Source organism: Marinobacter sp. (assembly GCF_041595835.1).
Lineage (GTDB): Bacteria > Pseudomonadota > Gammaproteobacteria > Pseudomonadales > Oleiphilaceae > Marinobacter.
Genome location: NZ_JBFHJO010000015.1, coordinates 42033 through 65232 on the forward strand (window position 1 = coordinate 42033; position 23200 = coordinate 65232).

Annotated in this window: 23 protein-coding genes; 9 read left to right on the forward strand and 14 right to left on the reverse strand. The window is 52.2% G+C overall.

All coding sequences use genetic code 11. The annotated features are described in order from the left end of the window. The first annotated feature begins 148 nt into the window (after window positions 1-148). Complete coding sequence (locus tag ABYA77_RS07450; RefSeq protein ID WP_372965323.1) at window positions 149-607, forward strand: DUF2489 domain-containing protein; 459 nt, start codon at window positions 149-151, stop codon at window positions 605-607. 280 nt (window positions 608-887) lie between these two features. On the opposite strand, the gene ABYA77_RS07455 is transcribed toward ABYA77_RS07450, so the two are convergent. The 3 genes from ABYA77_RS07455 to ABYA77_RS07465 all read right to left on the reverse strand — a co-directional run bounded on the left by ABYA77_RS07455 (window position 888) and on the right by ABYA77_RS07465 (window position 5410). Next, the gene (locus ABYA77_RS07455) at window positions 888-2255 is read right to left on the reverse strand and encodes an HDOD domain-containing protein (RefSeq protein ID WP_372965324.1); all 1368 of its coding nucleotides are present in this window, start codon (window positions 2253-2255) and stop codon (window positions 888-890) included. A gap of 111 nt (window positions 2256-2366) precedes the next feature. Beyond that, window positions 2367-4442 carry an ATP-dependent DNA helicase RecG gene (gene recG, locus ABYA77_RS07460; protein WP_372965325.1) on the reverse strand — a complete coding sequence of 692 codons (2076 nt, stop codon included), beginning with the start codon at window positions 4440-4442 and terminating at the stop codon, window positions 2367-2369. A gap of 8 nt (window positions 4443-4450) precedes the next feature. Then, complete coding sequence (locus ABYA77_RS07465; protein ID WP_372965326.1) at window positions 4451-5410, reverse strand: hydrogen peroxide-inducible genes activator; 960 nt, start codon at window positions 5408-5410, stop codon at window positions 4451-4453. Window positions 5411-5485: 75 nt separating this feature from the next. Here ABYA77_RS07465 and ABYA77_RS07470 point away from each other — a divergent pair, with 75 nt between their 5' ends. Then, a complete protein-coding gene (locus ABYA77_RS07470) occupies window positions 5486-6355 on the forward strand; it encodes an NAD-dependent epimerase/dehydratase family protein (protein WP_372965327.1) in 870 nt (289 codons plus the stop codon). Here the strand turns inward: ABYA77_RS07470 and ABYA77_RS07475 are convergent. The 4 genes from ABYA77_RS07475 to gmk form a co-directional block, all read right to left on the reverse strand. Further along, window positions 6348-6734: a RidA family protein gene (locus ABYA77_RS07475; protein ID WP_305897095.1), complete on the reverse strand. Its 387-nt coding sequence runs from the start codon at window positions 6732-6734 to the stop codon at window positions 6348-6350. The genes ABYA77_RS07470 and ABYA77_RS07475 overlap by 8 nt on opposite strands. A gap of 77 nt (window positions 6735-6811) precedes the next feature. Continuing rightward, window positions 6812-8953: a bifunctional (p)ppGpp synthetase/guanosine-3',5'-bis(diphosphate) 3'-pyrophosphohydrolase gene (locus ABYA77_RS07480; protein ID WP_372965328.1), complete on the reverse strand. Its 2142-nt coding sequence runs from the start codon at window positions 8951-8953 to the stop codon at window positions 6812-6814. A 176-nt stretch (window positions 8954-9129) separates the two neighbouring features. After that, on the reverse strand, window positions 9130-9342 hold the full coding sequence (gene rpoZ / locus ABYA77_RS07485; RefSeq protein ID WP_372965329.1) for a DNA-directed RNA polymerase subunit omega: 213 nt from the start codon (window positions 9340-9342) through the stop codon (window positions 9130-9132). Window positions 9343-9457: 115 nt separating this feature from the next. Beyond that, a complete protein-coding gene (gene gmk, locus ABYA77_RS07490) occupies window positions 9458-10090 on the reverse strand; it encodes a guanylate kinase (RefSeq protein ID WP_372965330.1) in 633 nt (210 codons plus the stop codon). 145 nt (window positions 10091-10235) lie between these two features. On the opposite strand from gmk, the gene ABYA77_RS07495 reads away from it, so the two are divergent. Beyond that, on the forward strand, window positions 10236-11114 hold the full coding sequence (locus ABYA77_RS07495; protein WP_372965331.1) for a universal stress protein: 879 nt from the start codon (window positions 10236-10238) through the stop codon (window positions 11112-11114). Between the two features lie 115 nt (window positions 11115-11229). Here the strand turns inward: ABYA77_RS07495 and ABYA77_RS07500 are convergent, their stop codons facing one another. From ABYA77_RS07500 to ABYA77_RS07510, 3 genes are all read right to left on the reverse strand, one after another. Then, window positions 11230-12300: a hypothetical protein gene (locus ABYA77_RS07500; RefSeq protein ID WP_372965332.1), complete on the reverse strand. Its 1071-nt coding sequence runs from the start codon at window positions 12298-12300 to the stop codon at window positions 11230-11232. Between the two features lie 199 nt (window positions 12301-12499). After that, complete coding sequence (locus tag ABYA77_RS07505; RefSeq protein WP_372965333.1) at window positions 12500-13018, reverse strand: hypothetical protein; 519 nt, start codon at window positions 13016-13018, stop codon at window positions 12500-12502. A gap of 2 nt (window positions 13019-13020) precedes the next feature. Next, window positions 13021-13887: a YicC/YloC family endoribonuclease gene (locus ABYA77_RS07510; protein WP_372965334.1), complete on the reverse strand. Its 867-nt coding sequence runs from the start codon at window positions 13885-13887 to the stop codon at window positions 13021-13023. A 182-nt stretch (window positions 13888-14069) separates the two neighbouring features. Between ABYA77_RS07510 and rph the strand changes: the two genes are divergently transcribed. Further along, window positions 14070-14786 (forward strand): ribonuclease PH, encoded by a 717-nt coding sequence (gene rph / locus ABYA77_RS07515; RefSeq protein WP_372965335.1) that lies wholly within the window; start codon window positions 14070-14072, stop codon window positions 14784-14786. Window positions 14787-14932: 146 nt separating this feature from the next. Here the strand turns inward: rph and ABYA77_RS07520 are convergent, their stop codons facing one another. Further along, window positions 14933-15739, reverse strand: a complete 807-nt coding sequence (locus ABYA77_RS07520) for an exodeoxyribonuclease III (RefSeq protein WP_372965336.1) — start codon at window positions 15737-15739, stop codon at window positions 14933-14935. A gap of 81 nt (window positions 15740-15820) precedes the next feature. Here ABYA77_RS07520 and pyrE point away from each other — a divergent pair, with 81 nt between their 5' ends. Both pyrE and ABYA77_RS07530 read left to right on the forward strand, forming a co-directional pair. Then, on the forward strand, window positions 15821-16459 hold the full coding sequence (gene pyrE, locus ABYA77_RS07525) for an orotate phosphoribosyltransferase (RefSeq protein ID WP_372965337.1): 639 nt from the start codon (window positions 15821-15823) through the stop codon (window positions 16457-16459). 3 nt (window positions 16460-16462) lie between these two features. Next, entirely contained in the window at window positions 16463-17116 is a 654-nt protein-coding gene (locus ABYA77_RS07530) for a DUF4124 domain-containing protein (protein ID WP_372965338.1), read from the forward strand. A gap of 80 nt (window positions 17117-17196) precedes the next feature. Here ABYA77_RS07530 and ABYA77_RS07535 read toward each other — a convergent pair whose 3' ends face one another. Then, on the reverse strand, window positions 17197-17601 hold the full coding sequence (locus ABYA77_RS07535; protein ID WP_372965339.1) for a hypothetical protein: 405 nt from the start codon (window positions 17599-17601) through the stop codon (window positions 17197-17199). 284 nt (window positions 17602-17885) lie between these two features. On the opposite strand from ABYA77_RS07535, the gene ABYA77_RS07540 reads away from it, so the two are divergent. Further along, window positions 17886-18452, forward strand: coding sequence for a fibronectin type III domain-containing protein (locus ABYA77_RS07540; protein ID WP_372965340.1), 567 nt, complete (start codon window positions 17886-17888; stop codon window positions 18450-18452). Between the two features lie 22 nt (window positions 18453-18474). Here the strand turns inward: ABYA77_RS07540 and ABYA77_RS07545 are convergent, their stop codons facing one another. Then, window positions 18475-18915, reverse strand: a complete 441-nt coding sequence (locus ABYA77_RS07545) for a DUF2782 domain-containing protein (RefSeq protein WP_372965341.1) — start codon at window positions 18913-18915, stop codon at window positions 18475-18477. Window positions 18916-18919: 4 nt separating this feature from the next. On the opposite strand from ABYA77_RS07545, the gene polA reads away from it, so the two are divergent. After that, entirely contained in the window at window positions 18920-21640 is a 2721-nt protein-coding gene (polA, locus tag ABYA77_RS07550; protein ID WP_372965342.1) for a DNA polymerase I, read from the forward strand. 179 nt (window positions 21641-21819) lie between these two features. Next, the gene (locus ABYA77_RS07555) at window positions 21820-22194 is read left to right on the forward strand and encodes a hypothetical protein (RefSeq protein WP_372965343.1); all 375 of its coding nucleotides are present in this window, start codon (window positions 21820-21822) and stop codon (window positions 22192-22194) included. Between the two features lies 1 nt (window position 22195). On the opposite strand, the gene ABYA77_RS07560 is transcribed toward ABYA77_RS07555, so the two are convergent. Beyond that, a partial coding sequence (locus ABYA77_RS07560) for an OmpP1/FadL family transporter (protein WP_372965344.1) occupies window positions 22196-23200 on the reverse strand: 1005 nt, incomplete at its 5' end.

Below are 23200 nucleotides of genomic sequence, written 5' to 3' on the forward strand. Positions count from 1 at the left end.
CTCAGGTCAGCCATCTTAGGCTGGCCTTTTTTATTTCCCCTTTCCAGATCCTCCGTAGGCACCAAAGGCCAAAGTCTGGCACACTGAGGCTCTTCTCAAATAAGTCTGAAGCGAACAGGCTCAATCCTACAAAACAGGGAGGCTTACAATGCCCAGAGGGCTGCAACTGACATTTATTATTATCGGGCTTGTGGTTATCGGGGTGCTGCTGTTCTATATCTGGCGACAGTCACGAGCGATTGCAGAGGAGCGCCAACGCCAGAGGAAAGCAGAAGAATTTCAGGCCAAACGCAAAGATGAGATGGTCGAAAGTATACGGATTATTGCCATGGCGGTTGAGGAGAAGCAGGTAGAGTACTCAGAGGCTTGCTTACGCTTAAAGGGGTTACTGGACCATGTAGCGCCAGAAATGCTAACCCAGGAACCTTACCGGGTGTTTCAGGAGGTTCACGACAAGCTTCAACACATGCCCACACACAGGGCGAGAAAAGCCGCAGAACCGGAAATGATCCAAAAAATGGATAACGATCGGTTTGCTATAGAGAAAGAATATGCCCGAGATATTCTCCGTGCAGCGATAGCTCTTCGCCATTTCCGTCCTGACTGACACAAGCATTTTGTAACTTTTTGTATCAGGAAATCAGGGAGCACATAGACTTTACCACGGCAATTCAATGGGTTTGGGACCAAACCGAAGTTGAGACACCGTTCACATTTTTTTGCCCGCTCATTACAGCTTTTCTTTCCAGGAGCTTTGACTAAATTCAAAGCAGGGGCGTGGCTTTAGATACTTCAGGCACACCTTCTACGTAGTTTCTCCTCATTAGTGGGACGACTCTGTATTTTTCGCATGATATTGCCGGCCCTTCGTGCCGGCTTTTTTTGAGTCATCTCGAAGACATCATGCCTGCCATAGCCATGATGCTGTCTTTGTTTTCAACCAACTCATCAAACTGTCGCTCTACAGCTTCTCTGTCCAGCCCCAACTCTTCAAATGCTTCATCACTCACAGGCTCTCCCGCACCCAAAGCAACACCTCGACTGGTCAGAAGCTGCCGCCCCAGCCATAACACTCGCGCATAAACGCTATGGGGGCCGTTGTAGGCCAAGTTCTTCTGGTAACGAATAGCCAAAGTAACTTCTTCTGGCATTCCCCAGTTTTCCATCAACTGTGCAGCGATCTGTTCCCGGGTGATTCCTAACAGATAATGTTCAATCACACTTGAATCAATGTTGGGGTTCACTTCCAGTGACCGACAAACCAGCTTGAAGTGCGGAGGAAAAACCTGCGCCAGGACAAGGTGGCCAAAGTTGTGCAGTAATCCAGACAAGTACGCTAAACCAAACATCGGCCGCTGCCCCCGGGGCATCATGCTCGCCAGCACGCCTGCAGACTGTGCCTGCCAGATGGCCTGCTGCCAGTAGCCCACGTAACCATCCGGGTGATCTTGAGGTGGGTTAAGAGCTCGGCCAAGAGACAGCCCCATTGCCAGGTTCATCACCAGATCAAACCCCAGAACCCTTGAGACTGCGTCGTGTACGGAGCGGACCTGGCCGGCGGCGGCATAAAATGATGATGAGGCCCAGCTAACCACTTGGGCTGCCAGACTGGGGTCACTTTCAACCACATCAACCAGATCACCCATCACAGCGTTAGGGTTCACTCGAAGGTGGATGATGCGTTGTGCCGTTTCCGGCAAAGGCGGCAGCTCCAGAGTATCTTCAAGACGTTTCTGTATACGCAAACTGGTGAATTTTTTCAGAGCAAACTGGAGTTGCCCGAGGTCGGCGCTGGGATCACTCAGGTTCACGGCGATTGACTGAGTTTCTACTGAAAAATCATCGCGGTCCGCGCCGGCAGTCAACTTCCGGAAGTCGTCCGCAGGCATCATGACGGCCAGGTTCTGCTCTACCAGCTCAAGAGCAATGCAATCCAGTTCATCTACCCTGCGGTCGATAACTGTTGGCCAGCCGGTTAACGATGGCAAGGCAGGCAATTCCTGAAGACCTGAGCGCTGGTTCACTCTTACCTGCTCTCGTCGCTGCATCACTCGCAAATCACGGCCCAGGCTTTTATTCAAAGCGTCCAGATCGAGCATATCATCGCGACGGCAAATAGCTTGCAGGTTACCTTCACTGTCATTCAACAGAACCATGCGAAGCAAATGCTGTGACTTGACCTGGCTGACACTTCGAAGAGATACGCCCAAGGCCTTCTCGCCCAAAGCTTGCTGAACCACAACGGGGAGTTCCATCAGTGCCTCCGTGTAAACACTAAGATCTGTATGATTGCATTCTGCAAACAGTATACGGCTATTAACAGGTAAGTATTGGCCCTGAAGTAAAGCTTCTTAAGTATTCGGGACTCACACCTCACCATAACGAATTTTCTCACCCAACCACCGGCGAATCAGCGCATCAACCAACCGCGGTTGTTTCATCAATCCCGGGGCCATGTTTTTAATGGGCTCGATCCAACCTTTATCACGCTCAAAACTCGCCAAGCGGAACTGCATCAGGCCGGTCTGGCGAGTACCCAGCACTTCACCAGGGCCTCGGATTTCCAGATCTTTTTCTGCAATCACGAACCCGTCCTGGCTTTCTCTCAAAGCCTGCAATCGGGCTTTGCCATTATTGGATAATGGTGGATGGTACATCAGCACACAGAAGCTCGCCTGCTCACCCCGGCCCACCCGGCCACGAAGCTGGTGTAACTGAGCCAGCCCCAGGCGCTCGGGATTTTCGATGATGATCAGTGAGGCATTGGGCACATCCACACCCACCTCTATCACGGTTGTTGCCACCAGAAGATCCAGAATGCCCTCTTTAAACTGTGCCATCACATTGGCTTTTTCCTGCGCTTTCAGGCGACCGTGCACCAACCCGACTCTGAGGTCTGGCAGGCGTTCCGTAAGCTCCTGAGCGGTCACCTCCGCAGCCTGGCACTGCAACGCTTCCGATTCATCAATCAGCGTGCAGACCCAGTAAGCCTGGCGGCCCTCCCGACAGGCACTCATAACTCTTTCAATAATGTCTTCCCGACGGCTATCCGGCACCACTATGGTCTCTATCGGCTTACGACCAGGTGGCAGCTCGTCAATGATGGAGGTATCCAGGTCGGCATACGCGCTCATGGCCAGTGTCCGCGGGATGGGCGTGGCTGTCATGATTAACTGGTGCGGGGCCAGAGAGCCGCCTACACCCTTTTCCCGCAGAGCCAAACGCTGATGCACGCCAAAACGGTGTTGCTCATCAACGATCACTAACGCCAGACGATGGAACTGCACCTCATCCTGGAACAGTGCATGGGTGCCAATAGCCACTTGAGCGCTCCCACTCGCCACGGCCTCCAGCGCCTGTTGTCGGGCTTTACCTTTTACTTTGCCCGACAACCATGCCAGCTGAATCCCCAGGGGCTCCAACCAGGACTTGAAGTTGTTGTAATGTTGCTCTGCCAATATTTCTGTGGGTGCCATCAATGCAACCTGAGCTCCAGCCCCCAAAGCCTGCAAAGCTGCCAGGGCCGCAACAACCGTTTTACCCGAGCCGACATCCCCCTGAACCAGTCGCAACATAGGAATTGGCTGGCTGAGATCCTGTCGGATTTCCAGCATAACTTGCCGCTGGGCGCCGGTCAGGCTGAACGGCAGTTCTGCCAGGAAGTCTTCCGTGAGGTTGCCGGTTGGTAGCAGCGGTAGCGCGTCTCTGGCTTGTATCTGTTCCCGCACTTGCAACAGACTAAGCTGATGAGCCAGCAGCTCTTCCATCACCAATCGCTGCTGTGCCGGATGACGCCCTTCCAGCAATTGATGTACCGGAGCTCCAGCTGGGGGTGAGTGCACCAGCTTTACGGCTTCAGAAATGCAGGGCAATTGATAATTCGCCAGCAAGTCCGGTGGCAACCAGTCTTTAATCGGATGGTGGTCCAGGTATTTCAGAGCTTGCTGGCACAGGCTTCGGACTCTGGGCTGCTGAATACCTTCCGTTAACGGATAAACCGGCGTCAACGTGGCCTCAGTGGCGGGGGGCATCGGAGGTGGATTGATCTGGTATTCCGGGTGATAAAATTCATAACCGGCACGGCCGGGGCGAACCTCGCCAAAACAACGCACTCGGGCCCCCTCACTAAGCTGATTTTTCTGGGCCGCATTGAAATGAAAAAAGCGCAGAACCAGAAAGCCGCTATTGTCCCGCAGAGTAACCTGGAGACTGCGTCGCCGCCCCATAATCAGATCCGTTTTCATCACCTCCCCTTCCACCACCGCAATATCACCAACACGCAGGTTGCCCATAGGCACCACCCGAGTGCGGTCTTCATATCGGTATGGCAGGTGAAACAGGAGGTCTTGCATGGACTGAATGCCCAGCTTACCAAGTTTCTCAGCCAAGGCGCTTCCTACGCCCTTAAGCTCAGTTACGGAGATGTCGTCCAGTGACGCCATGGCTAGCCTCAGGCTTTTGGTACGGCCGCTGGAGTTTCCGCTTTAGCCCGCTCAATCACCCGGCACTGGCTCGCAGCTAGCGATAACACGTCAATAGCTTTTGGCCTTGGGAAAGTAACCCGCCAGGCCAGGGCCACTGTCCGGAAAGGTACCGGAGCCACAAACGGGCGAACAGCCAGAATATCTTCCTGATACTTGATATTGGAGGCTGCAGAGAGTGGTAAAACGGTAATGCCCAATCCAGAGGCCACCATATGACGAATGGTTTCAAGCGAGCTACCCTCGGTCACCAAACCTGGCCGACTATTGCTGGTCCGCTGGTTCATGGCATCAACCAGAGGCGGGCAGGATTCCAGCACCTGATCCCGGAAACAGTGCCCAGGCCCCAACAACAATAGCTGTTCTTTAGACATCTCTTCTGGGGTAATTTCTTGTTTCTTGGTCAACGGATGGTCTGCGGGCAACAAAACGACAAAAGGCTCGTCATATAAGGGCAAGGTAACAACTTCCGGCTCTTCAAACGGCAACGCGATGATGATGGCGTCCAGTTCTGAATGCCTCAGTTTCTGGCGAAGGTTAGCGGTGTAGTTTTCTTCAATGAACAGCGGCATTTCCGGCGCAGCCCGGCGTAGCTCCGGCAGCAGGTGCGGGAACAGGTAGGGGCCAATGGTATAGATAGCCCCTACTTTCAATGGTGAATTAAGCTGATTTTTCCCATCTTGTGCCAAGTCTTTGATAACACCAACCTGGTCCAGAACTTTCTGGGCCTGTTCGATGATCCGTGTACCCACCTCAGTAACCCGGATATTACTTTTACTGCGCTCAAACAACGCAATACCAAGCTCATCTTCCAGCTTTTTCACCGCCACACTCAAGGTAGGCTGACTGACGTGACAACGCTCCGCAGCCCGGCCAAAATGCCTTTCCCGGGCAAGCGTAACAACGTATCGTAACTCGGTAAGGGTCATGTGGGCTCCGGTCGGATTTTTCAGGTCGAAGTTGCACTTACTTTATCAGCCAAAGGATAAGGATTGGGATTGTCTATGGCAATGACGGAGAGCAAGCAATTTTCACGAATTCTGGTTGCCGGCTGCGGAAAGCTCGGCGGAGACATTGCCAAAGTCCTGTCCAGCACCACGCAGGTCTTCGGATTACGTCGCAACCCCGGTAAGGTTCCCGAGGGTATAACCGGCATTGGCGCTGACCTTACGAAACCAGAAACTTTACAGGGCAGGCTCCCTGAAAACCTGGACATTGTCATCTATTGCCTGACTCCATCAGCGTATGACGAACAGGGTTATCACGATGCCTATGTCACAGGACTGACTAATTTACTGAATGCCATTGGCGATACCCCCCTGACCCGCCTGTTCTTTGTCAGCAGTACCAGCGTATATGCTCAAGACGATGACAGTTGGGTTAATGAAACCAGCGCAACAGAGCCCGACCGCTTCACCGGCCAGCAAATTCTTCAGGGTGAACAAACCGCGCTGAATAGTATTCACCCCGCAACCATCGTGCGTTTCAGCGGCATCTATGGGCCTACCCGTCAGCGTTTTCTGGAAGAAGTTCTTGAGGGCCGAATGAATCCTCAGCCTCCGGCACCTTTCAGCAACCGGATCCACGAACAGGATGCGGCCCGGGCTGTGGCCTATCTGAGCCAGCAAGCATTAACGGGCAACGAGCCGGAACATCTGTACATCGTCAGCGATTGCGAGCCAGTGAGGCTGGATGAGGTCGTTGAGTGGGTTCGGCAGCAGGTGCCTTGTAAAGCCCCGGTAGAAGGCGCGCGCAAAGGTGGCAGGGCCGGAAGTAAGCGGTGTAACAACCAGCGTTTGCTGGCTAGCGGGTTTAAGTTCCGGTACCCCGACTTTCGGGCGGGATACCGGGAGATGATCAGCAACCTTAGCTAAGCACCATCACAGCTTCCATTTCTACCGGAACACCCTTCGGCAGTGCTGCCACACCCACGGCGGCACGGGCCGGGTATGGCTGCTGGAAGTAGGTGGCCATCACTTCGTTCACAGTTGCGAAGTTGGCCAGGTCGGTCATGTAAATGTTCAGCTTCACGATATCCTTCAGTTCCCCGCCCGCAGCTTCACAAACAGCCTTGAGGTTTTCAAACACCTGACGAGTTTGAGCTGCGAAGTCACCGGCCACAACTTCCATGGTTTTCGGGTCTAGCGGAATCTGGCCAGACAAGTACACGGTATCTCCCGCTTTGACTGCCTGGGAGTATGTGCCAATCGCTTGCGGTGCGTTTTCGGTCTGGATGACAGATTTGTTGGTCATGACCTGTAATTCCTCTCATGAAAAACGACAATCGTCACCCTTCTACGTGGCTGCTGTCAACCACGCGAAGGCCTCAGTCAATGCCGAACACGGCTTATGTGGGTTACTGCACGAATGTTACGTACCCGGCGCATCACCCTGGCCAAATGTCGGCGGCCAGTCACGTGCACGACCAGGCTGACAATGCCAAACTTGGCATTCTGATCTTCTACGTTAATGCGCTCAATGTTGCCGTCAGCCATGGCGACAGCGTTTGCCACCTCAGCAATCACACCTCGCTGGCGCTCAAGCTCAACACGCAGTTCCACGGAGAATTCATCCGTAATATCTTTGGCCCATTTCAGGTGGGTTAACCGGGCCCGGCCCTCGTCATCTTCCGGCAACCGGGAACAGGTATCGGAGTGAATGATCATGCCATTGCCAGAATCCATAATGCCTACCACCGGGTCGCCCGGAATTGGCTTACAACAAGAGGCAAGCCGCAGCAGAATGCCCTCTGTCCCTCTGATCATCACAGGTCCCGACTGATCTACCTGAACCGCCTTAAGTTGCTCTTGCGCCTCTGGAGCCTCATTACCTGCAATCAATTGGCGGGCAACCAGGTAAGCCATTCGATTACCCAGCCCGATATCACTGACCAGGTCATCAAAACTGTTGACTTGATTGTGGTTCACAACCGACTGTTTCTGAGCTTCACTGATATCCGACAATTTGGCATCGAAGCCTTTGAGAGATTTCTTGAGCAAAGCCCGGCCCAGTGCCAAAGACTCCGCTCTCTTCCGGGTTTTCAAGGCATGCCGGATACTGCTTCGGGCTTTGCCTGTGGTAACAAAACCAAGCCAGGCTGAATTAGGCCGTGCCCCGGGTGCAGTAATGACTTCGACAGTCTGCCCGCTCTGCAGTGGCTGGCTAAGCGACGCAAGATTGCGATTAATGCGGCAGGCGACTGTGGCATTGCCAATATCTGTGTGGATGGAGTAAGCGAAATCCACCGGAGTAGCCCCCCTGGGCAATTCCATGATCCGCCCCTTGGGCGTGAACACATAGATTTCATCGGGAAACAGGTCAACTTTCACGTTCTCGATAAATTCCATGGAATCATCAGCCCGTTCCCGCATTTCCATCAGCCCTTCCACCCAGCGGTCTACCCGAGACTGATTGACGGTGCTAACACCCGTTTCGTCATTTTTGTACATCCAGTGGGCAGCGATACCGTTATTGGCAATGTGCTCCATTTCTTCCGTGCGGATCTGGATTTCGATATTCACATGCATGCCGAACAGGGTGGTATGCAACGACTGGTAGCCGTTCGCCTTCGGCATGGCAATGTAGTCTTTGAATCGCCCGGGAAGAGGCTTGTAGAGATTGTGTACAGCACCAAGGATGCGGTAGCAGTCGTCTTCCGTGTCGGTGATGATACGGAAGGCATACACATCCATAATCTCATGAAAGGATTTCTGCTTGAGCTTCATCTTGCTGTAGATGGAGTTCAAATGCTTTTCTCGCCCCTGAATGCGCCCCGGAAGGCCTCGCTCTTCCAGCTTTTCCTGCAGCTTACCCCGGATATCCTCGATAATTTCCCGGTGATTGCCCCGCAACTTCTGAATTGCCTTGGAGATGTATTTGGAACGCATGGGATAGAGAGAGCCAAAGCCCAGATCTTCCAGTTCCGTAGAAATAGAATGCATCCCCAACCGATTGGCAATAGGGGCATAGATATCCAGGGTTTCAGTAGCAATGCGCTGGCGTTTTTCGAAAGGCATCGGGCCAAGGGTGCGCATATTGTGTAAGCGGTCCGCCAGCTTCACCAGAATAACCCGGATGTCTTTAGCCATGGCCAGGGTCATTTTCTGGAAGTTTTCCGCCTGGGCTTCCGCCCGGGACCGGAACTCGATCTGGGTCAGCTTGGATACGCCGTCGACTAACTCGGCCACATCGTCGCCAAACTGATCCGCAATGGCATCTTTGGGAATGCCGGTGTCTTCAATAACATCATGCAGCATCGCGGCCATCAGGCTCTGGTGATCAAGCCTGAGTTCAGCAAGAATGTGCGCTACGGCCAGCGGGTGAGTGATGTAACGGTCACCACTTTTGCGCATTTGCCCTTCGTGGGCTTGCTCGGCGTAATAGTAGGCCCTTCGCACCTGATTGATGCGATTGGTATCTAAGTACGAACTGAGCTCTGTCGCCAGTTCTTCAACCGTTGCCTCTACCGACACCTCGCCTCCACTACATTCTGTTTACCAGGAACAAAAAAAGCCCGAATGCTTTCATCCGGGCTCTTCCTCGTCTTTCCGGCTCGCTTCTATAGTTACACTATAAAACCGCAGAGACAGATTTCAATGCTTCTCAGCCGCTAACAGGTAATTCTACGAATACCTGAAGACTGCAGTGTTTAATCTTCTTCAGTTTCGGTAAGCAAACTGCGAGAAACTTTACCTTCGGCGATTTCGCGCAAAGCGATAACCGTAGGCTTATCATTTTCTTCCGGCACCATCGGCTCAGCACCCTTGGTGGCGATCTGGCGGGCGCGCTTACTAGCCAGCATGACCAGCTGGAAGCGGTTATCTACGTGTTCCAGACAATCTTCAACGGTAACTCGTGCCATTATTTTCCCCGAAAAATAACAAGTACTTGAACTAGACCGCGTAGTTTACTGCCAGCGGCTCACTTTGTATACAGCGGGTAACCGCTATCTGCGCAGAGCTCCCACCAGCCTGGCGTCAACTGCCCCCGGACAATCCAGCCAACAGCCTGCTATAGCGCACTTGTTGCCTAGACATTTTCAGACGACAGCTTCGAGTGATTGCTAGCAAGTCTTCCAAAGCCACACCGAAGACATCGTTCACGACCAAGTAATCAAATTCCACCGCATGGCGACATTCCGCTTCAGCTTCGGCCAGACGGCGCTCAATCACTTCCTGAGCATCAGTGCCTCGCCCTACCAGGCGTTCGCGAAGAGTTTCCGCTGAAGGCGGCACGATAAAAATACTCACACACTCCGGAAGCAAACGCCGAACCTGCGCAGCTCCCTGCTGGTCAATTTCCAGAATAACATCCTGCCCTTTGGCCAAGGTTTCACGCACCCAGACCTGGGAAGTGCCATAGTAATTCCCGAATACATTCGCGTGCTCCAGGAACTCACCCCGGTCGATCATTGCTTCGAACTCATCACGGCTCACGAAGTGATAATTCACGCCGTCCTGCTCACCATCACGCATAGCCCGGGTGGTGTGCGAAACCGAAACACCCAGGCAGGAATCCTGGCGCAGCATTTCCGCCACAAGGCTGGTTTTACCCGCTCCTGAAGGCGCAGAAATCACAAACAGCGTACCCTGCCCACCGGCCTGACTCATGTATGAACTCTCCTGAACAGCGACTTGCGGCCTCTGACACGGCCAGAAAGCGCCAAATTATACGGGGTTTGACTTATCTCCGCATCCCAAGCCCGTTACACCTGATACCATTAATAAAATCCCCTGATAACGGACGGAAAAGTACATGGAAAAGCTCCTGATCATCATGGACCCCACATCCAAAAACCAGGTTGCACTCAACCGCGGAGTGGAGTTGGCTCGCGCGACCGGAGCCAGGCTGGAAGTCGTGGCGTTCGTGCACGAGTATCTCGATGCGCTGCCAAACGATCCCGTGATTCAGAATAACGCCAAACAATCCCTCATCAAGCTCAGGCAGAACTGGCTTGAACAGATGCTGGCACTGACTGACTGCACCGACCTGACCATATCCGCCCATACGGTGTGGGAAAAGCAGATTCACCAGTGGATTATCAACTACTGTCAGCAGCAAAGAGTCAGTGCTGTGATAAAAACGGGCAACCGCTCCGAAACCCTTCTTTACACGCCAACCGATTGGCACCTGATCCGCGAATGCTCAGCACCGGTAATGCTGGTGGCAGAACAAAAGTGGAACAAAGCCCATCCGATCCTTGCTGCGGTGGACCTAAGCACGGAGAAGCCGGTAAAAAAAGCTCTGAACAACCGCATCATTGACCAGGCCTGGCATCTGGCAAAAGCCATGGAAACGGAGCTACACCTGGTGCATGCACTGCATACATCCGTGGTACTGGCGGACCTCGACATCATTGACCCGGTCTCGCACGCTCGCAAACGAAAAGAAGCTCTGAAGCCAAAGGTTGAACATCTGTGCAATACCTGGCACCTGACACCCGAACAGGTTCATATCGTGCCTGGCCCCGCCCAGAAAGTAATCCCCAGCGTGGCCAACAAGATTAAAGCAGACATGGTAGTGATGGGCACCACAGGTAAGACGGGGCTGGCAGCGCGGGTAATTGGAAATACCGCAGAGAAGGTGCTTACACACCTGCGTACGGATTTGCTGGCGATCAAACCAATACTGTAGGCAACCAAGACTCGAAAGGGGCAGGCTACCTCCCTGCCCCATAGCCTGAAAAGTTGCCGCAAGCTATCGGGCCAGGTCTTAAGAGTCCCACTCGTTCAATGCTACGCGGGCCTAATCAATTATAGCGTCTAAATAACTCCGTCTTATACTGGCCCAAGGTGTAGACTTTTATATCGTGAGCACCCATAAAATCTTCGAATGATCCAAAATTCTTATAAACCCTGTAAAACGCATCCCTGGCTGACGGGTACTCTCTGGAAATCTCTCCTAATATTGCCGAATTCTCATTGTAACCTGCATATATAAAAGAATAGTCATTCTCTGGTGTAACCACCCATCTAAACACCTCTTCAACACGAACACTGTCCAGACGACTCTCAAGCTCAGCAACGACCTTCTCAACATAATCTACTGAATTCATTCTGTGACTTTCTATATTGCTTTGTGCCTCTTCGAGAGACTTCTCGTAGAATTCAATATAGGACAACATTTCATCAGTACTTTCCCTTGCTGACTCAATTTTTCTCTGAACATATTCTTCATGAGATTTTTCGAGTTTCTCAATCGAGTGCTCAACCCTGGCAACCATATCTGCAAGCGCCTCCTTCAACTTATTCCGAGCATACTCTCGGCGCGCCTTTGCATTAGCTTCATCAGAACCCTCATTAAACATCACCCCCATCCCGCCAGAGGTCTTTATCTTCCGGACCAGATAAGGAATTTCCTTACTAAAATCTACTGTTGGTATATATTCCTCTACATCAACCAAAACGCCGTTTCTTGACTCCTTTCTTTTAACATTGTAGCCATAAAAATAAGCGGATTTTACATCTATCTTTTTACCGGCAACAACGTCTTCCAGGTCTAGACCCGACAAATACTTCAAGTATTTTTTAGCCTCAGCGATATCTTCCTTGAACTTTAAAGACTCATCAGACTCTTCCATGTGGCTTACAAGTTCTTCATTACTTTTAATGGTTGCTCTTGCCGCTGCAATTCTTTCATTAAGGCTATCAACCGATTCCTCATATCGACCAGGGCCCTCTAGAATCTGGTATAACTCAGCAGTGTTCTGCTTAACGAGGTCCGCCTCATACTCTTTAACCCCTTTAAACTCACACTTGTATTCAATTACAACCTCGCCCCTTTCACCTTCATACTCGCTCCAGCTAACCGAATTACACACATCACGGTTATCAAACAGCTGACCAATCGAATAGGACTCAAAATAAGGGGTTGGCGACGCTTTCAACGATTCAATATGCCCATCACCACAACCGGACAAAATCAAAAAGAATGAGAACAAATACAGCTTAGAACGATAAAAACAACACATCACAAAAACACCCTTTCACTCAACATTAAAGCCACAATTCAAAACACAACTACCACGAACTTTTGCATGGATTCTCGACACTATTCAAGGATGGCAAAGAACTCTTCAACCCGTTCACAGGAAAGCTCACCTTTCGATCACCGGCAATAATATCCAGAGTTCCTGCATTGCGAAAATCTTCCCAAAAATCCCGAAAAATCTCCCCACAAACCCGGCAATCTGTATAAAACGGATTCAGATACAGTTTTCCATCAACAACTACATCAAATTGGCTCTGGGCACTTAAGTCAGAACCGTATCTTTCCCCAAAAAGGATAACCGTGGCGCTTACATAGCCATCTTCTATCTCATTTGGGCAAGAAATCAGTATTTCATTTCCGCTTCCGTCACTAACATGAAATTCAGACACCCCCATGCCCCACCCTGAGGTCCACTCATGGTTTCCCGCTAAAACCGGAAAAGCGAGCAGGCTCATTAAAGCACACAAGACGAAACTTCTATTTCCCATCAAAACTACTCTTAAAAGCAAGCAAGCTCTTGCATTCGCCAAAGTAACCGCACTGATCACTATTATTCCAGATTCTGCACCTGCTCACGCATCTGCTCAATCAGCACTTTCAGGTCAACCGCAGCACGCGTCACCGCAGCATCAATGCTCTTACTGCTTAACGTGTTGGCCTCCCTGTTCAGCTCCTGCATCAGAAAGTCCAGGCGACGGCCAATGGCTTCTTTACTCTGCAGAGTTTCCCGGACTTCACTGATATGAGCATCCAGCCGGTCCAACTCTTCAGCCACGTCACTCTTTTGAGCCAGCATCACCATTTCCTGAGACACCCGTTCCGGGTCCAACTCCACTTTGGCTTTTTCGAATCGCTCACGAAGATTGTGCTCCTGAGCCGCAAGCAAATCCGGCATACGCCCACGCACTTCCCCGACCAATTGGCTCATGATGGCCAGGCGATCTTCAAATAACGGCCGCAACCGTTCACCTTCCCGCTCCCGAACGCTCACCAACTCGGCCACCGTTTCCGTAAACAAATCTACCGCCGCACCTTTTGCCTCGCTGTAATCATTTTCTGGCAGAGACATAACGCCTGGCCAGCGCAAAACATCCAAGGCACTGATATGGGCCGGGTTATCCAGAATCCGGTTAATATGATTTGCGGCGTCATTAACAGCCTTGACCATTTCATCGCTGATCTCAAAACCCCGCACCTCGTTTTCAACAGACTGCAGGCGCATTGACACATCCACCTTTCCCCGCTTTAACCCTTTGCGCAAGACCTCCCGAAACCGGTTCTCCAGCTCACGGAATGCCTCAGGTAAGCGAAATGACGGCTCCAGATATCGATGGTTCACCGTACGTATCTCACAGGTCAGGGTGCCCCAGTCCCCACGAGTATCTTTACGAGCAAAAGCAGTCATACTGCGGATCATAATGACTCCAATACAGGTTGATGATATTCCGAGTTTAACAGCCTACCACCTAACGCGGCGAACCAGCTCCTTTACAGGTACCCTTAGCCCCGCCCCCGGGCATCACCATGCTATACTCGCCGCCCTTTCATAAACCCAACCGGCTCACCACCGGACATGCATATTCACAAACAGGAAACACTATGCGACCAAGTGGCAGAACGCCCGAACAACCCAGAGAAGTCCGGATCACCCGCAACTACACTCGCCACGCTGAAGGCTCCGTGCTGGTTGAGTTCGGGGATACAAAAGTGATCTGCACCGCCTCTGTAGAAAATAAAGTGCCTCCATTCCTGCGCGGCGAAGGTAAGGGCTGGATCACCGCCGAATACGGCATGCTCCCCCGCTCCACCGGTAGCCGTATGGGCCGCGAGGCCGCCCGTGGCAAACAAGGTGGCCGCACGGTAGAAATCCAGCGTCTGATCGGCCGCAGCCTGCGCGCCGCAGTAGACATGGAAGCTCTGGGCGAACACACCATCACCATCGACTGCGACGTGATCCAGGCTGACGGCGGCACTCGCACAGCGGCCATCACTGGCGGCTGCGTGGCACTGGTAGACGCGCTGAACCACCTGGTAGAAACCAAACGCCTGAAAAAATCTCCGCTGAAGCAGATGATCGCCGCAATCTCTGTGGGTGTTTACAAAGGCACACCGGTTGCTGACCTGGACTACCCGGAAGATTCAGAAGCCGAAACCGACATGAACGTCATCATGACCGACAAAGGCGGCTTCATCGAGATTCAGGGAACTGCGGAAGGCGCGCCTTTCGAACAGACAGAATTAGACAGCATGCTTGGCTTAGCACGCACGGCTATCAACCAGTTGTTTGAAATCCAGAAAGAAGCTTTGAACGCCTAACGCCAAAGCTCGGGCGTTGGCGGGGATGTCGCTTCACAGAATGTCGGAGGCCATGGATGGCCGGAGAGAAGCGCACTGGATGTGCTCGTTGCGGTTCTGGGAAGCGACATCCCTGCCAATGCTTCCCCCATAGTTCAAGGCTGAACTTAGAAACCAATCTCAATATCGTAATCCATCACCACCGGAGCGTGGTCAGAGAAACGGGTACCCGCATCAATCCAACCATCACGGATGGTTTTCCGAATACCCGGCGTCAGCAACTGATAATCCACCCGAATCCCCGCCTTCTTGCGAGAACCTTCAGTCTGCTCTGGCCACCAAGTAAACTGATTACTTTGCTTATTGATCTCGCGGAACGCATCCACACAGCCCATCTCATCGAATAAACGATCTAACCAAGCGCGCTCGTGGGGCAGAAAACCTGAAAAATCGGTTCTGTGATACAACGGACTTGCGTCCGTCACATGATGCGCCGTCTGCAAGTTTGCACAAAGAATAAACTGACGGCGTTTACGTAACGTTTTCTGCATATGCACGCCAAAAGCGTCCATAAACTCGTCTTTGTGATCCAGAACCGTCAGGTCATCTTCACCAGTCAACTCTTCCTCACGCCCCAAAGCACAAGGCGCAAGAACACATGCGACCGACACTTTATCGAAGTCTGCCTGAATGAACCGACCTTCGCGGTCCGCCTGCTCATTAGCAAAACCGTACATGATCGCTTTCGGGAAGTGGCGGGTATAAATACCCACACCACCATGTTCATTCAGCTCACCATCAATAAAATAAGCTTCATAACCTTCCGGAATCAGGTTTTTGTCTTCAACTTCATAGGCACGCATACGGTGGTCCTGAACGCACACCACATCGGCGTCCTGCTCTGCCAGCCAGTCAAAAAAGCCCTTTTCAACAGCCTGTTCCAGACCATTGACGCTGATTGATACTACGCGCATACATGTTCCCTGATTCGGTTTGTGTGTATGATACCGTTTTTACGCTTTAATTAAAGTTCAAACCCCGCCAGAAGCCTTGCCATGTACGACTATCAGAAAAAATTTATCGAGTTTGCCATCCAGCGGAGTGTTCTACGCTTTGGAGAGTTCACACTCAAGTCCGGACGAACCAGCCCGTACTTCTTTAATGCCGGACTATTCAACACCGGGAACGACCTGCTGCAGATAAGCAAAGCCTACGCAGCCGCAATAAAGCGTAGTGGGTTGGATTATGACATTATTTTCGGACCCGCCTATAAGGGCATTCCGTTGGCCACGGTTACCGCTATGGCCCTTGCAACAGACGGTAACAGCAAACCATTTGCCTTTAACCGCAAAGAAAAGAAAGATCACGGAGAGGGTGGCAATATTGTCGGCGCCCCGCTACAAGGTAAAGTATTAATTGTTGACGATGTCATCACTGCCGGAACAGCTATTCGGGAATCCATCGAGATTATCCGTAACGCTGGAGCAGAACCTGCCGGGGTATTAATTGCCCTGGACCGACAGGAAAAAGGCAATGGCGAGCATTCCGCCATTCAGGAAGTCGAGCAAGAGTTCGGCATTCCTGTTGTGAGCATCATTCGGCTTGAACAGGTACTAGACTACCTGAAGTCAAACCCGGAATTTGCCGGCCACGCAGAAAGCGTAGCTAACTATCGGGACCGTTACGGAGTCTGATACATGCAACACCGCGCGACCACATCTCCGGTTATTGCTGGCCTTACCGCACTGGGGCTACTTGTCTCTGCCAGCGTGCAAGCTGGCATGTATCGCTATACGGATGACAATGGTCAGCTAGTGATCAGCAACACAATCCCTCAGGAAGCCACCAAGCGTGGTTATGACATCCTGGGCAGTAACGGGCGAACCGTGGAAACGATCCCGCCAGCACCCACTGCCGAAGAGCTGGCCGCACGAAAAGCTGAGCAAGAACGCCGCAAGCAGCAGGAAGCCCAGATAGAGCAGGACCGCCAGTTACTGAAACGATTCAGCCATCCAGACCAGGCAGTTCGGGCCATGCACCGGAAAATTCAGGAACTGGAAGGGCTGATTCAACTGAAGCGGGGCAATATTTCCGTAATCTCAAACCAGCTCGACCAGAAGCAAAGCCGCGCTGCAGATATGGAGCGCGCTGGCCGGGATATTCCTGAAGCTACTCTTGAAACGATCTATCGGCTTGAAGGCCAGATTCGAGATATAGAGAGAGAGATCTCGGCCCAACGTCAGGAAATTGATGCAGTAGCCAAGGCGTTCATAGCCGACATCAAACGCCTGGAAGAGATTACCGGCACAGAACGAACACTCCCTCTGGAAGCCTCTTCCGAAGAGCCGTAATGCTAAGCTTTCCGGCACAATAAAAAGGCGCTCACAATGGAGCGCCTTTTTTACAACAACGTGTCTGAACTGAAAACAAATCAGGCAGAAGCTGCAGTTTTCTTAGCAGAGGCTTTTGCTTTACGGGCAGGCTTCTTGCCAGCTACAGCTTTCTTTGCATCCTGAGCGGCTTCAGCAACATCTTCAGCAACTTCAGATACAGCGTCTGCACCTTCAGCAGCTTCCTTCTCAAGCTTGGCAACCAACTCAGCAGCAAAGTTGCCGAAACGGCTATTCAAGCTACGCAGTTGACCGAACAGATTATCGGAGTAGCCATTATAGCGCTCGCGAAGGTTCTTCACGCTGTATTCACGCACTTCTGCTTCGAACTTCTCGGCGTATTCAAACGGCTTCTCGGCCAGTTTCTTCTGCTGTTCTTCAGCAGCGTTAATTCCTTTCTCAACGATGTCCTGAAGTTGTTCCTGATAGGATTTGAGCTTACCCATGATAAATCTCCTTGGTTTGTCGTCTCTTTCGGCGCTGTAACCGGATAGATCCCGGCGGCCTTTGGTAGCTTTCATGCTCCAAGGTACGGGGAAAAATTAGAATGTTCATACTAAAAGCGATCTTTCGGTTTTTACCGATTTTTCACTTGATCACTTCAGCCTGGCTGGCATAATCCCACACTGTTTTTCTTAGCCAGTCTCCCGGTTTTATTCAGGCTTCATACGCACTAACCAACGGGGCACTTCTACTGCCCCCCGAATGCGAGTGAACCATGGACTTTTTCTTGCCATCAAAACCGCACTCATTCTTTCGTGCACTCCCCTCGCTGGCACTGATTTTAACAGCGCTGATTCTGGCAGGTTGTCAGGAAGACACTCGCGTCTCAAAAATGGATGCTCAACGAGCCTCTCAGGTAGCAGATAGCCGGCTCAAGCAAGCTCAGAGCAATCTGCTGACCACCTTTGGTGGCTCTACTTCAGCGAACACAGAACAAACAGCAACCAACAACGTGCCTGAAACTCAGGCATCTGCAAACAAAGCCGCGGCGGACCAGCCTTTTGCTGGTTCACAGACAGGAAAGACAATTGCTCCCAAAACCCTGGCATGGAGCGCTCCGCTAACCCGGGAAGACGGTTCATCACTGGCGCCGGGGCAAATTGCGGAATACCGGATTTATTATCGACTGAAACACCAAGAAAGTTACGATGTTATTGTGCTCAAGGAAGCGAGCACAACGAAATACCCGCTCAAAGACATGCCACCCGGAGCCTATGAATTCGCTATTACGACGGTGGATGTGGAAGGTCTGGAGAGTCGCCGCTCAGAACCGGTTGAGATCAACCTGATCTGAGCGGCAGGCCAGAAAGACAAAACTACCAGCGGAAAAGCACCCAGCTCGGAACCAGGAGATCCGATTCACTATCCTGGATCCATCCACCGCCATCAGCCGGCACCAGGTAATACTCAGGCCCGACTTCCGGCACCACTTTTATCTCCATTAGCTGGCCATTCACCCGGTATTCATAGAACACTTCGCTTTCGCCAGGGCGGATAACAATCTCAGGACCACCTTCTGGCGACTGGTAATCAGAAATCACGACAGGCTGCGGTGGAGTCACCACGGGAGTGGCATCCAAAGCCCCTTCATCCTGAGCCATCAACGGCATAGAGAAACACCCTACTATAAGGGCGGAACAGGCGATTCGTTTCATTTTCGTGATACCCTCTGGCTCATCATTATGGCTATAGAATTGCAGACTGACTAAAGAGTTGCACAAGCCACCCCACGCTTCAATCAGAATCCGGACCTGCATTGATATGACTGAGAAAAAAACTCCCCCCGTGGTTCTGGTAGACGGTTCTTCCTATTTGTTCCGTGCCTACCATGCGTTACCCCCACTCACCACCAGCAAAAATCATCCTACCGGCGCAATCAAAGGTGTAGTCAGCATGCTGCGCCGATTGGAACAGGACTTCCCAGGCTCCAAAGTTGTGGTGGTCTTTGATGCGAAAGGCAAAACCTTCCGCCATGACATGTATGAAGAATACAAAGCCAACCGTCCCCCCATGCCCGAAGACCTGGCCGTGCAAATTGAGCCGATTCACAAAATTGTTCGTGCGATGGGCCTGCCACTACTTATTGTCCCAGGCGTAGAAGCTGACGATGTCATTGGCACCCTCGCCCACGAAGCCACGCAAAAAGGCATTGATGTGGTTGTTTCCACTGGCGATAAAGATATGGCCCAGCTGGTCAGCGACCATGTCACCCTGATTAACACCATGACAGAAGTTGCTATGGATCGGGATGGCGTCATTGAAAAGTTCGGCGTAGCCCCAGAACAGATTATCGACTATCTTGCCTTGGTCGGTGACAAGGTCGATAACATCCCTGGCGTGAACAAATGCGGCCCCAAGACTGCTGTAAAATGGCTCCAGGCTTATAACGATATCGACACCCTGATCGAGCATGCCGGCGAGATCAAAGGCAAAATCGGAGAATACCTGCGGGAAGCCCTGGAAACCTTACCTTTAAGCCGCAAACTTGCCACCATACGTTTGGACGTGGAGCTTGAGTTCGGCCTGGAAGACCTGGAACACCGCCAACAGAACAACGACGCCTTGCTGGAGCTGTTCAAAGAATACGAATTCCGCGGCTGGGTCTCCGCACTTGAAAACAACGGCTCCGACAAAGCTGAACCACCCACCTCTGAGCCTCAGGAAGCTGTCGAGAAAACCTATTCAGTAATCACCAATCAAGCCGAATTCAACACTTGGCTAGAACGCCTGAAAGCTGCAGACAAATTTGCATTCGACACCGAAACCACCAGCCTCCGCTATATGGACGCGGAAGTAGTGGGCGTATCCTTCGCCATTGAGCCTGGTGAAGCCGCCTATGTGCCCTTGGGTCACGATTATATGGGTGCACCGGAACAGTTAGACCGGGACACCGTTCTGGCCAAGCTTAAACCGCTGCTGGAAGATACAAAGCAGGCCAAAATCGGCCAGAATATGAAATACGACAAAAACGTGCTTGCCAACCACGGCATCCACCTGGAAGGTATTAGCGACGACACCATGGTGGAATCCTACGTGCTTAACTCGGTAGCAACCCGCCATGACATGGATAGCCTGGCCAGGCTATATCTCGATGAAGAAACGATCACTTACGAATCCATTGCCGGCAAAGGTGCCAAGCAACTACCGTTCAATCAGATCGACCTGGAAAAAGCAGGGCCATATGCCGCCGAAGACGCCGATATCACTCTTCGCCTGCACCGAGCTCTGAGCCCAAAACTAAAAGAGACCGGTGAGCTGGAATCCGTGTACAGGGACATCGACCTGCCTCTGGTGCCTGTGCTCTCCCGCATGGAACAACGCGGCACTCTGATCAGCGCCAGCACGTTACGCCAACATAGCCAAGAACTCGCTGAACGTATGGCAGAGCTTGAGAAAGAAGCCCACGAGATTGCCGGTGAGGCCTTCAACCTGAGTTCACCCAAGCAACTTCAGGCTATCCTGTATGATAAATTTGGCCTGCGAGTTATCAAGAAGACTCCAAAGGGCGCCCCCTCCACTGCCGAGCCGGTGCTGCAGGAACTTGCTCACGAACACGAACTGCCCCGACTGATTGTGGAACACCGCAGCCTGAGCAAGCTTAAGTCGACCTACACCGACACTCTGCCAGAGCTGATTCATCACCGTACCGGACGAGTACATACGTCTTATCATCAAGCCGTGACGGCCACTGGGCGACTTTCCTCTTCCGAACCCAACCTGCAGAACATTCCTATCAGGACACGGGAGGGTCGCCGAATTCGCCAGGCCTTTATTGCGCCAGATGGCTACAAGATACTCGCGGCGGATTACTCTCAAATCGAATTACGCATTATGGCGCACCTGTCCGGCGACAAAGGCTTACTTACTGCCTTTGAACACGGCGAGGATATCCACAAAGCCACCGCCGCTGAGGTTTTTGGTGTCAGCCTGATTGAGGTGGATTCCGATCAGCGCCGAAGCGCTAAAGCCATTAATTTCGGCCTGATCTATGGCATGTCTGCTTTCGGCCTGGCTCGTCAGTTGGGCGTAGAACGTAAGGTAGCCCAGGAATATATCGACCGCTACTTTGATCGCTATCCGGGCGTGCTCAGGTATATGGACAACATCCGCAAACAAGCCCACGAAGATGGCTATGTGGAAACCCTATACGGCCGCCGCTTGTATTTGCCGGAGATCAACGCCCGAAACAAGCAAATGCAGCAGGCCGCCGAACGCACCGCCATCAACGCACCGATGCAGGGTACGGCTGCAGATATCATTAAACGAGCCATGATTGATGTGGACCAGTGGCTGTACGAAAACCACAGCGACAACGCCATTATGACCATGCAGGTACACGATGAATTGATCATCGAAGTACGAGAAGAAGCTGTAGAGGAAATCAGAGCCGGGCTGGTTCAGCGCATGTCTGCTGCAGCCAGGCTAGATGTGCCTCTGCTGGTAGAAGCCGGGGTGGGTGATAACTGGGATGAGGCACACTAGGCACCACTGCACTTAAAGCGGGCAGCTGCACCAGAAAAGGCTCAGAGAAGCCTCTCCATCACGCCAATAGTCCGCTCTGCTGCTGCGTTCAGGCTGGCACGAATTTCGCAATCCTATTGTGTCGGCGGTCACCCCGCATGTGTGACCGCCATGTTGTGACACTCATGATGGATATGACAATGACCACTCCTCTTTCTGAGCGCAGCTGGCTTCTTGATCGCGGTAATCTGAAACTGGTACGGCAATGCTGCCGGCTTATTGAATCGGAATTCGGCGTCCGGCTGCACCTCACCGAAGAACACCTTGAGCAAAAGATTGAAGGCTATGTAAGAAAAAGTCTGAACCTGCTATTACCCTATACCTGGAAGAGCTTACTCGCACAGGTGCCAGAGCTGGCAGAACTTGAACAAAAACCCGAAGAACCACCCAAAAGAATGTATCGTGGACAAGAGATTGTCGAAGACAGGCGCGAAGGAGAGGGGGTGCAAGCCAGCCAGCAAGGCCACCTGCCACGGAAGAAACAGGTTATCTACCGTGGCCAGGTAATCGGTTAGATCAGAACGCTTTGCTGAGCTGAAGCGAAGCGCTCCAGGCTGTCAGTTCATACTCGCCCTGATAGTTGGAGCGTGATGTTGGATTGCCGGTCGGATCGGTATGAGCGTACTCATTGTCGTTCACTTTGGCATCGTCATTGAAGATCAGGGTGCCAATGGCTGCATCCACACTCCAGCCGCTGGAGGCGTCTTTCCATTGAGTGCCAAGAGTCAGCCAATGACGGTCTTCAGACGGGATTCGGGCCGTCACATACTGATCAACCGGGGATTCATCAAAGGCATAACCGGCCCTGAGAGCCCAGGCCGGAGATACCTGCCAGGAGCCACCCACATTGAACTGCCAGGTATTCTTCCACTGCTCAGTAATGTGCGTAATAGGGTTCTCATCACCCGCACGACCAACAGTCTGAGAAATGACACCACTGTCGCCTTCCCGGCTGAAGATATCCAGTTCTTCAAAAGCACCCCAGCGCGCATAGGTGGCGCCGGCCAGCAGGGTGACCGTGTCATTCAACTGGTGCCGGATACCCACGGTGAGACTTTCAGGAATCGCCAGGGGAACAGTCACGTCTTCTTTCCGGGTGGTAGCGCCCGCAGCCGTCGGGAACTGACTGAGCTCCATATCACCCTTGAGCTTGAGTTCAGTTCCAGTCTGGGCAGTCAGGCCAATCCGGGTAGCCGGGGTCAGGTCATACTGGAAGCCGACCCGCATGGTCACCGCAACATCATCCCCTTCCACATCCGCATAGGTATCGAAGTCATTTACATACCCATTAATGTTATCTCGGATTGCGTTCTGTTGAGCCTCCGGCAGAGCATTTAGGTCATCGACACTTAGCCCTGTTGTGGAAGACAAAACTTGGCTCCGAAGATCCTGATATTTGGACAGCCGGCCCTCGGCGTACATGATATTCAGAGCCACCCCCATAGACAGACCTTTACCATTGTTGACAGATACCGCCGGGGTAAAGGAAATAGCGGTCAGTTCCGTCTTGTCCGCGAAGTA